We start from the raw sequence: 9,089 nt of genomic DNA, 5'->3' as shown, positions 1-9,089 counted from the left end.
AGGCGATGAAGGACGCGGGTGGCTGCGAAAAGCTTCGGGGAGCTGTCAACCAAGCGTTGATCCGGAGATGTCCGAATGGGGAAACCCAGCACTGCGAATAGCGGTGTTACCTCTCACTGAATACATAGGTGAGATGGAGCTAACCAGGGGAAGTGAAACATCTCAGTACCCTGAGGAAGAGAAAACAACGAGTGATTCCCAAAGTAGCGGCGAGCGAAATGGGAGAAGCCCAAACCGAAGTCACGCAAGTGGCTTCGGGGTAGTGGGTCCACGGTAGGACTTTGACTGGCTAGCGGAAGCCTCTGGAAAGAGGCGCCAAAGAGCGTGATAGCCGCGTACGCGAAAGCTGGTTGGAGCTGAGTGGGTTACCCAAGTAAGACGGGACACGTGCAATCCTGTCTGAATCAGCCGGGACCATCCGGTAAGGCTAAATACTCCTTGGCGACCGATAGTGAACTAGTACCGCGAGGGAAAGGTGAAAAGAACCCCGGCAAGGGGAGTCCAAAGAACCTGAAACCGCATGTCTACAAGCAGTTCGAGCTCTACGGCGCAAGCCAGAGCGAGAGCGTACCTTTTGCATCATGATTCGGCGACTTAATATACGTAGCGAGGCTAAGCCGATAGGTGGAGCCGGAGCGAAAGCGAGTCCTAAAAGGGCGAATAGTTGCGTGTATTATAACCCGAAGCGGGGTGATCTACACATGGCCAGGTTGAAGTGCGGGTAACACCGCATGGAGGACCGAACTCATGAAAGTTGAAAATTTCTGAGATGAGCTGTGTGTAGGGGTGAAAGGCCAATCAAACTCCGTGATAGCTGGTTCTCCCCGAAAGATATTTAGGTATCGGCTCGGACAATTCAATACTGGAGGTAGAGCACTGGAACGGCTAGGGGTCTCACCAGATTACCAAACCGTACCAAACTCCGAATGCCAGTAATTGTTAATCCGGGACGCAGTCAGTGGGTGATAACGTCCATTGGCAAGAGGGGAATAACCCAGACCGACAGCTAAGGCCCCCAAATCTAGTCTAAGTGAACACTAGAAAGGATGTGGCAGGTCATTGACAACCAGGAGGTTGGCTTAGAAGCAGCCATCCTTTAAAGAAAGCGTAATAGCTCACTGGTCAAGACAGGCCGCGCCGAAAATGTAACGGGGCTCAAGACTAGTGCCGAAGCTTCGGGTCACACGTAAAGCGTGTGGCGGTAGGGGAGCGTCCCAGTTGCAGCGAAGGTCGACCGGAAGGGCGGCTGGAGCGACTGGGAGTGCTGATGCCGAAATGAGTAGCGATAAAGGGGGTGAGAAACCCCCTCGCCGTAAACCCAAGGTTTCCTGGGTCAAGTTAATCTTCCCAGGGTTAGCCGGAACCTAAGTCGAGGCCGAAAGGCGTAGATGATGGAAAGCGGGTTAATATTCCCGCGCCATCTTGCAAGCGTTGAACTAAGGGAGGACGGAGAAAGCTAGACGAGCTGACCGGCGGTTGTGTCAGTCTAAAGGCGTAGGGGTGTCGCGTACGAATAAAGGCGCGGCAGTCATCCTCGAGACCTTATGGCGCCCCGTAAGGGGTAAGTCGTTGATGCTCTGCTTCCAAGAAAAGTCCCGTAGGGAGCTTGCAGGGTGTCCGTACCGTAAACCGACACAGGTGGGTGAGGAGAAAATCCTAAGGCGCTTGAGAGAACTCTCCTCCAAGGAACTAGGCAAATTTCCACCGTAACTTCGGAAGAAGGTGGGCCTCTGGTAGGTGAAGGCGTACAGCCGGAGCTGATAGAGGTTGCAGAGAAATGGCGGTAGCGACTGTTTACCAAAAACACAGGACTCTGCGAAGGCGACAAGCCGACGTATAGGGTCTGACTCCTGCCCGGTGCTGGAAGGTTAAGGGGATTCGTCAGCCGCAAGGCGAAGCGATGATCCGAAGCCCCAGTAAACGGCGGCCGTAACTATAACGGTCCTAAGGTAGCGAAATTCCTTGTCGGGTAAGTTCCGACCTGCACGAATGGAGTAACGACTTCCGCGCTGTCTCGGAGAGGGACTCAGCGAAATTGAAATAGCTGTGCCGATGCAGTTTACCCGCAGCAAGACGGAAAGACCCCGTGAACCTTTACTATAACTTGACAGTGACACTAGGGATTGACTGTGTAGGATAGGTGGGAGCCTTTGAAGCCGGGCCGCTAGGTTCGGTGGAGGCAACGGTGAAATACCACCCTGTTGATTTCTGGTGTCTAACCATGTCCCGTTAGCCGGGATTGGGACACTGTCTGGTGGGTAGTTTGACTGGGGCGGTCGCCTCCCAAAGAGTAACGGAGGCGCGCGATGGTTCCCTCAGCCCGATTGGAAACCGGGCGGCGAGTGCAATGGCATAAGGGAGCTTGACTGCGAGACGGACACGTCGAGCAGGTGCGAAAGCAGGTCATAGTGATCCGGTGGTCCTGAATGGAAGGGCCATCGCTCAACGGATAAAAGGTACTCCGGGGATAACAGGCTTATCTCCCCCAAGAGTTCACATCGACGGGGAGGTTTGGCACCTCGATGTCGGCTCATCGCATCCTGGGGCTGGAGCAGGTCCCAAGGGTTTGGCTGTTCGCCAATTAAAGCGGTACGCGAGCTGGGTTCAAAACGTCGTGAGACAGTTTGGTCCCTATCTGCTGTGGGCGTAGGATACTTGAGAGGCTCTGACCTTAGTACGAGAGGACCGGGTTGGAGGCACCGCTGGTGTACCAGTTGTCTCGCCAGAGGCATCGCTGGGTAGCCATGTGCCGATTGGATAACCGCTGAAAGCATCTAAGCGGGAAACCGACCTCAAGACCAGGTATCCCGGGCGCAAGCCCCTGAAGACCCGTCGAAGACTACGACGTTGATAGGCTGGGTGTGTAAGCGCGGTAACGCGTTGAGCTAACCAGTACTAATTGGTCGAGAGGCTTACTTCCCCCTATCTCTTGCGCGCCCCCTACAGGGGAGTAAGGGACTCGGGGCCAAGGCCGAGGCTGGAATGCCATTTGTGCATTCCCCCGGAAGAAACACTTAGCGCACAGCGAGGCTTGTACTCGCAGAATGCTGCAACTTACCCTTCGTATGCACTGTCTTCTAGTTTTCCGGTGGCAATGTCGGAGGGGTCACACCCGTTCCCATCCCGAACACGGAAGTTAAGCCCTCCAGAGCCGATGGTACTCCGCGGGAAACCGCGTGGGAGAGTAGGTCGCTGCCGGATTCTTTTTGAGAAGCCCTCGTCGCCTCGTGCGACGGGGGCTTTTCTTTTTTGGGCGTGTGGCCTCCCTCCCGGGAGTCGGCGCCCCCCGTGCGCTCCTCCCCCGCTCCTCACGGCACCCGCAACACCACCTTCCCCACTGTCTCTCTCGTCTCGAGATCCCGGTGAGCCTTCGCGGCTTCCGAGAGGTCCACGACGAGCCCCAGCTTCACCTTCAACGAGCCTGAGCTGAGCAGCTCACCCAATGCCTGACGTGCCCGCCGCTGAAGGGCTTCCGGGTGTTGGGTTCGCAGCCAATACGCACTCACCTTGATAGACTTTGCGTAGAGTGATTCGACTGAGACGGGTGGTGGCTCACCGCTCGCGCTGCCGAATGAAATGAGATGTCCGAAGGGGGCCAGGGACTCCAAGCTGCTGGCCCAGGTACTGGCTCCTACGGAGTCCATCACCACTTCGACTCCGGCTCCTCCGGTGATGTCGCGCACCCAGTCCGCGACCGAGCGCGCTCCTCCGTAGAGGAAAACCTCGTCCGCTCCCGCCTCTTTCGCGAGCTGGGCCTTGGCTTCATTGGACACTGTCCCGAGAACCGTGGCCCCGAGCTGCTTCGCGAGCTGGATGGTGAGCAACCCCACTCCTCCCGCGGCTGCGTGAATCAGGACCTTCTGTCCTCGCTCGAGCCGAGCTGAAGTGTGAATCAGGTGCCAGGCTGTCAGCCCCTGCACCAGGAGTCCCGCTCCTTCCTCGAAGCTGACGTGGTCCGGTAGCTCCAACAGTTCGTCGGCCGGCGCCGTCATGAGCTCCGCGTAGCTGCGAGGGGCCATCGCCACCACCCTGCGCCCCACCCACCGGGAGTCGACCCCGGGGCCGACCTGGTCCACGATGCCCGCTGCCTCGCTCCCGAGGATTCTCGGCAGGGGTACGGCCGCGTCGTAGTGGCCTCTTCGTCGCTCCGTGTCGGCGAAGTTCACTCCGGCCGCCTTCACTCGGATGCGGACCTCGCCCGGTCCTGGCGTCGGGTCTTCCACGTCCTCGAGTCGCAACACTTCCGGTCCACCTACCGCGTGGTAGCGAATGGCTTTCATGGGTCCCTGGTAACAACGGCCCATGTTTCATGCCGCCTTTCCCCGGACCTGGTGGTTGCCTCGGCGAGAGGGTGACGGGTCCGCTGAGGGTCTCTCTGTTCCGCTGACATTGAGCCCTGGTTGCGGAAAAGCGACGGAACCGCGCACCGCGAGCAGGCTGTGACTGGCCTCGCTCGGCTCGGCTTGCTTGAGTGGAGTCCCCTTCACGGAAGAGGAGCCCCCGCATGAAGCTGCTTGGTCCGTCGCTCGGTGTCCTTTTCGCGACTGCATTCCTCGTCGCGCCCATGCGCTCCGAAGCCGCCGCTGTTCGCCTGGGACTCGGGGCTGACTACTGGATTGATGAGAGCCCTGCCTTCAGCTTCCTGCTGAGTGTCGAAGGCCGGCTCGCGAAACCCATCTCGGTGGGGGCTCGCTTTGGCGCGTCCCTCCTCACCGATGGCAATGACGTGGCCATTCCCCTGGACCTGGTCATCCGGGCCAACATCGCCAGCGCCAAGGTGTATGTGGAAGGCCTTGTCGGTCCCTGGATTGTGATTGACCGGAACGACACCCTTCGCGCCCATGCCGCCTTTGGCTTTGGCCTTCAGGGGAACGCGGCCAGCATTGGTATCGAGGTGGGCTACCTCGAGCCTCGGGCCATCATCGGCCTGCGCCTGGCGTACAAGTTCTGACGCTTCAGTAGTGGGGTGGGCGCTCTTGCTGGCGGGCGTCCACCAGCCCAGGCTCCGCCTCCAGCCGCTTCTTGAGCAGCTCCAGCTCGACGCGCAGCGCCTCGATGACCCGCTGCTGCTCATAGAGCACGTCGCTCAGCTCCTGCAGCGTCTCCTGCTGCTGCATGTAGCGAATCTCCAGCTCCGCGATGCGCGACTCGTCCATGGGACCTACCCTTACCCTGGAGACACCCTTGCCGTCCTCCCTCGCACACGTCCTCGTCACGCCATGAACGTCCGGCAACACCTCCTGCGGGCTCGCGACCTCCTCGCCCGCGGCCAGCCCGAGATGGCCGAGTCCGCCCTCAGCGACGCCATTGACGCCTCCCTCGCCGCGGAGGACATCGTCCTGCTCACCCAGGCCCGGTTCGCCCTGGGAGAGTTCCTCTTCCAGCAAGAGCGCGACGAAGAGGCCCTCCCATACCTCCAGGCCGTGGTCCGCACGGAGCGCGTCGACGGCTCCGTGGACGCCGAGGTCAAGGCGTCCGCCCGGATGCTCCGTCAGATTCGAGGCATCGAGCCTCGGTGACACCTCAGGGCAGGCTGCAGGACTGCCGAATCAGCTCCATCCGGTCGGAGAAGCGCCGCTCGAGGTCCATTCGCGTCAGCCTCGCATCGTCGAAGCGCTTGGACTGAAGCTGCATCGCACAGAGCGCGGCCAGGGACTTGGGACTCCCCAGGTCCAGCCGGTCCGCCTGCCGCAGGGCCTCCTGCGCGGCGTCCAGCTCGCCCACTCGATACAACGCCTTCCCGAGCTCGAAGTACGCGAGCGAGAGCCTGGGGTCCTCCTCCGTGGCCCGCTTCAGGAGCGCCACCGCCTCCGTGTCCCTCCCGTTCGCGCCCTTCACCAATCCCTCTTCCACCAGCAGTCGGGCGCGTGGGACCCTGCCTTGGAGCGCGGTGAGTACGGACTGGGCCTCCTCGGGGCGCCGGGCCAAGCTCAACAGCCGCGCATACCGCAGTCCCGTGAGCGGGTCCGCCGGAGCCTTCTCGTAGGCATGGGACATGGCCAGGGCCGCACCCGCCGCGTCGCCCACCTTCTCCTGGAGCTCCGCGCGAAGGACATCCGGCCTGGGGTCCCCCGGCGCCACCTGGTTGGCCTTCTCCAGCGCGCCGCGCACACAGCGCTCCATCCGCTGCTGCTCGCAGAGACGCGCGAGCAGGAGCTGCGTCTCCACGGACGAGGGCTCCCGGCGCTCCGCTTCCAGCGCCAGCTCCCGGGCTTCGACGGGGGCTCCGTCGAACAGCAGCTCCGCGGCCTCCCTCAGCTGCGCGGCCGTGGCCTTCGAGTGTTCCTTCAGGGGGAGGAGCACCTCCACCCGGAACTCCACGACCCTGGTCGCGCGGGCCATGGCCAGCTCCTGCTCCGGCATGTTCCGGGGCAACGCGAGCGGGATGAGGTGAATCAAGAACGCCGCGCCACACACGCCCACCATCTGCCTGAGCCGCGAGTCCGTCCGCAGGCGTTCGAGGAAGGGCTTCTCCTTGGGGTGTGGGTGCTCCACCGATTCCGTCCTCGCCACGATCCTTCTCCTCGAGCCGTCGCAGGCTGCCTACACCGCTCGAAGGCGCGTCCGAAGGCCTCGGGGAAGCTCTACCCCGCAGCTCCAACACAGCTCGAAGTTGCCAGGGTTCTCCTCGCGACAGCCCGGACACTCCACTGAACGGGCGGCCTCCTCCTGGTTCGCCTCCAGCTCGGCCAGCACACCTCGTGCCTGCTCGACGTCTTCCGGCAGGAGCCAGAGCTCCACCCAGGTCTCGCTGCTCGGAATCTCCCCGCTCAGTGGCGCGAGCGACTCGCCGCGCACCTCCACGGACATTCCCTCGGCCTCCAGCGTCCCCGCGAGGAGCCGCGCTTCTCCCACCGTGCGGTGCACGGAGAACTGCACACGCTTCATGTCTCTCTCTTCACAGAACCGGGGGCACTCGGCAACCACACCCACCGCTTCACTCGTGCCTTCTCTCACCGCTGCCCGCTCGTCTGCTTATTGTTCATGCTTTGTCACAAGTCGAGTGGAAGCTGACAAACGAGACTTCAGGGTGTTTGCCTTTCACTCCATGTCCAGGCGACAATCCGCAGTGACAGGTTGTCGGCTCAAGAGCTTCCCAGCGCACCTGTCATCCAGTGTGTGAAGGCTTTGTTCAGGAAGCGAGACGCCGTCCCATGCGTGCGCACGCTCTCCATCTCAGCGTATTTCTCGTGGCTCGCCCCGCGTGGGCACGACATGTCCTGGCCGCTGTCTGCGCGGGACTCGCCTGGGGCCTCTCATGGCTGCTGCCCCTTCCAGGTGCACTGCCCATTCTCCTGTCACTCGCCGCGGTCCTGGTCGCCGCCCTCCTGGGTGGAGCAGGGCCCGCCTGGCTGGCGACATTCATGGGGGCACTGTCCATTGCTTCACGGACCGCGACCCAACCCGCGGCCACCACCCTCCTGGAACTCTCCTCGTTCCTCGCGGTGGGGGGGCTCGTGGCGGTCCTCGCGGGGCGGCGCGGCGTGGTGGCCGTCCCCCGTGAGCCACCTTCATCCCGGCCTGCGTCCTCACACGAGGGACTGGAGGCCCACCTGTTGCGCAGTCTGGGCGACGCGGTGCTCGCCACGGATGCCCACGGCGTCGTGCGCTACCTCAATCCCGCCGCGGCGACCCTGCTCCAATGTCCGGAGCAGGAGGTCATCGGTGCTCCGTTGGCGCAGGTGCTGCGCTCCCGGCCTGAGTCGGGCTCCTTCCCCATCCGACACGCGTCGAAGCCCTCCGCGTGGTCTCCCTGGCCGCGCGCGCTGCGCCGCCGCGATGGGGGGGAGCTCCCCATCGAGGAGTGCACCACGCCGCTCCGGGGCCTCGGGGGCGAGGAGCTGGGGGCGGTCTGGGTGTTCCGCGACGCCACGTCCCGCCGGCAGTTCGAGCTGGAGCGCTCACAGTTGCTCGCACGCGAGCGCGCGGCTCTCGCGGAGGCCCAGGCCCACCGTGAGCTCATGGAGTCGCTCTTCTTCCAGGCGCCCGTCGCCATCGCGGTCTTCCGAGGGCAGGACCATGTCTGTGAGCTGTTGAATCCCCAGGCCCGGGTGCTCCTGGAGGTCGACGGCGCCGCCCTGGGCAAGCCGCTGCGCGATGTCCAGCCGGAGATGGACCCGGGCCTGCTCCGACTGCTCGATGAGGTCTACCGCGAAGGCATGCCGTTCTCCGCGCGCGAGGTGCCGCTGCCCACGCTGCCGCTCACCAGCACTGCCCTGCACTCGAAGCCGCAGCGCTACCACGACGTGTCCTGGCAGCCCTGGCGTGATGCTCGGGGCGCCATTCAAGGGGTCATGGCCGTGGCCGTGGATGTCACCGGGCTGGTCGTGTCCCGGCGCGCCGCGGAGGACCTGGCCGGTGAGCTGCGCGAGGTCGTCCAGGCGCGCGACGAGTTCCTCTCCATCGCCAGCCACGAGCTGCGCACCCCCATCACCTCGCTCCAGCTCCAGCTCCAGTTCCTCCTCCGCATGGCGCCCGCCGCCGGCACCGAGGGCACCACGTCGCTGGTGCACCGGCGCGTCGAGGCCACGCTGCGCTCCGTGGCCCAGCTCCACCAGCTCGTCGCCACGCTGCTGGACGTGTCTCGCATCCGCGCGGGACGGCTCGACCTGCATCGCGAGCGGATGGACCTGTCCTCGCTGACACAGGAGCTGGTGTCTCGGGCCCAGGAGGATGCGGCGGGGGCTCGGTGTCCGGTGCGGCTCGTCGTGTCCGAGCCCCTGTATGGGAACTGGGACCGCGTCCGGTTGGAGCAGGTCCTCACCAACCTGCTCTCCAATGCCTTCAAGTATGGCGCTCAGCGCCCCGTCGAAATCCACGTCGCTCGCGAGGGGGGCTTTGCCTGCTTGAGCGTGAAGGACCAGGGCATCGGCATCGCGCCCGAGGACCAGGCGCGCATCTTCCACCGCTTCGAGCGCGCCGTGTCCCAGCGTCACTACAGCGGCTTCGGCCTGGGCCTGTGGATTGTCCGGCAGATTGTCGAGGCGCTCGACGGCGACATCCGCGTGGAGAGCGCGCCCAACGCGGGCTCCACGTTCATCGTCCGGCTTCCCCTCGAGAGCGCCTCCACCATCGACGCCACCGGGTGA

At 63.4% G+C, this 9,089-nt stretch carries 7 protein-coding genes and 2 rRNA genes (1 of these 9 cut by a window edge); 5 read left to right on the top strand and 4 right to left on the bottom strand.

Annotation, left to right across the window (positions count from 1 at the left end):
* Positions 1–2,920: ribosomal RNA gene (locus MYSTI_RS39655) — 23S ribosomal RNA — on the top strand; it begins 43 nt to the left of the window's first position.
* A 164-nt stretch (positions 2,921–3,084) separates the two neighbouring features.
* Positions 3,085–3,201: ribosomal RNA gene (gene rrf / locus MYSTI_RS39650) — 5S ribosomal RNA — on the top strand.
* Positions 3,202–3,308: 107 nt separating this feature from the next.
* On the opposite strand, the gene MYSTI_RS39645 is transcribed toward rrf, so the two are convergent.
* Positions 3,309–4,280 (bottom strand): quinone oxidoreductase family protein, encoded by a 972-nt coding sequence (locus MYSTI_RS39645; protein WP_044282619.1) that lies wholly within the window; start codon positions 4,278–4,280, stop codon positions 3,309–3,311.
* A gap of 224 nt (positions 4,281–4,504) precedes the next feature.
* Here MYSTI_RS39645 and MYSTI_RS39640 point away from each other — a divergent pair, with 224 nt between their 5' ends.
* Positions 4,505–4,951, top strand: coding sequence for a hypothetical protein (locus MYSTI_RS39640; RefSeq protein ID WP_015353519.1), 447 nt, complete (start codon positions 4,505–4,507; stop codon positions 4,949–4,951).
* 4 nt (positions 4,952–4,955) lie between these two features.
* On the opposite strand, the gene MYSTI_RS39635 is transcribed toward MYSTI_RS39640, so the two are convergent.
* The gene (locus MYSTI_RS39635; protein WP_015353518.1) at positions 4,956–5,156 is read right to left on the bottom strand and encodes a SlyX family protein; all 201 of its coding nucleotides are present in this window, start codon (positions 5,154–5,156) and stop codon (positions 4,956–4,958) included.
* A gap of 63 nt (positions 5,157–5,219) precedes the next feature.
* On the opposite strand from MYSTI_RS39635, the gene MYSTI_RS39630 reads away from it, so the two are divergent.
* Positions 5,220–5,519 (top strand): hypothetical protein, encoded by a 300-nt coding sequence (locus MYSTI_RS39630; protein WP_015353517.1) that lies wholly within the window; start codon positions 5,220–5,222, stop codon positions 5,517–5,519.
* 4 nt (positions 5,520–5,523) lie between these two features.
* On the opposite strand, the gene MYSTI_RS39625 is transcribed toward MYSTI_RS39630, so the two are convergent.
* Entirely contained in the window at positions 5,524–6,513 is a 990-nt protein-coding gene (locus MYSTI_RS39625) for a tetratricopeptide repeat protein (RefSeq protein WP_015353516.1), read from the bottom strand.
* Between the two features lie 30 nt (positions 6,514–6,543).
* The gene (locus tag MYSTI_RS39620) at positions 6,544–6,888 is read right to left on the bottom strand and encodes a putative signal transducing protein (RefSeq protein WP_015353515.1); all 345 of its coding nucleotides are present in this window, start codon (positions 6,886–6,888) and stop codon (positions 6,544–6,546) included.
* A 476-nt stretch (positions 6,889–7,364) separates the two neighbouring features.
* Here MYSTI_RS39620 and MYSTI_RS41260 point away from each other — a divergent pair, with 476 nt between their 5' ends.
* Complete coding sequence (locus MYSTI_RS41260) at positions 7,365–9,089, top strand: sensor histidine kinase (protein ID WP_052351145.1); 1,725 nt, start codon at positions 7,365–7,367, stop codon at positions 9,087–9,089.

Source organism: Myxococcus stipitatus DSM 14675, assembly GCF_000331735.1.
Lineage (GTDB): Bacteria > Myxococcota > Myxococcia > Myxococcales > Myxococcaceae > Myxococcus > Myxococcus stipitatus.
Note: the sequence above shows the minus strand (reverse complement) of the source record. Positions and strands in the feature narration are given on the sequence as shown.

What these genes read in the sequence shown, in the direction of transcription:
- MYSTI_RS39620 (WP_015353515.1), bottom strand. Translation starts at nt 6,888, where the DNA reads ATGAAGCGTGTGCAGTTCTCCGTGCACCGCACGGTGGGAGAAGCGCGG.
- MYSTI_RS41260 (WP_052351145.1), top strand. Translation starts at nt 7,365, where the DNA reads ATGGGGGCACTGTCCATTGCTTCACGGACCGCGACCCAACCCGCGGCC.
- MYSTI_RS39640 (WP_015353519.1), top strand. Translation starts at nt 4,505, where the DNA reads ATGAAGCTGCTTGGTCCGTCGCTCGGTGTCCTTTTCGCGACTGCATTC.
- MYSTI_RS39635 (WP_015353518.1), bottom strand. Translation starts at nt 5,156, where the DNA reads ATGGACGAGTCGCGCATCGCGGAGCTGGAGATTCGCTACATGCAGCAG.
- MYSTI_RS39645 (WP_044282619.1), bottom strand. Translation starts at nt 4,280, where the DNA reads ATGAAAGCCATTCGCTACCACGCGGTAGGTGGACCGGAAGTGTTGCGA.
- MYSTI_RS39630 (WP_015353517.1), top strand. Translation starts at nt 5,220, where the DNA reads ATGAACGTCCGGCAACACCTCCTGCGGGCTCGCGACCTCCTCGCCCGC.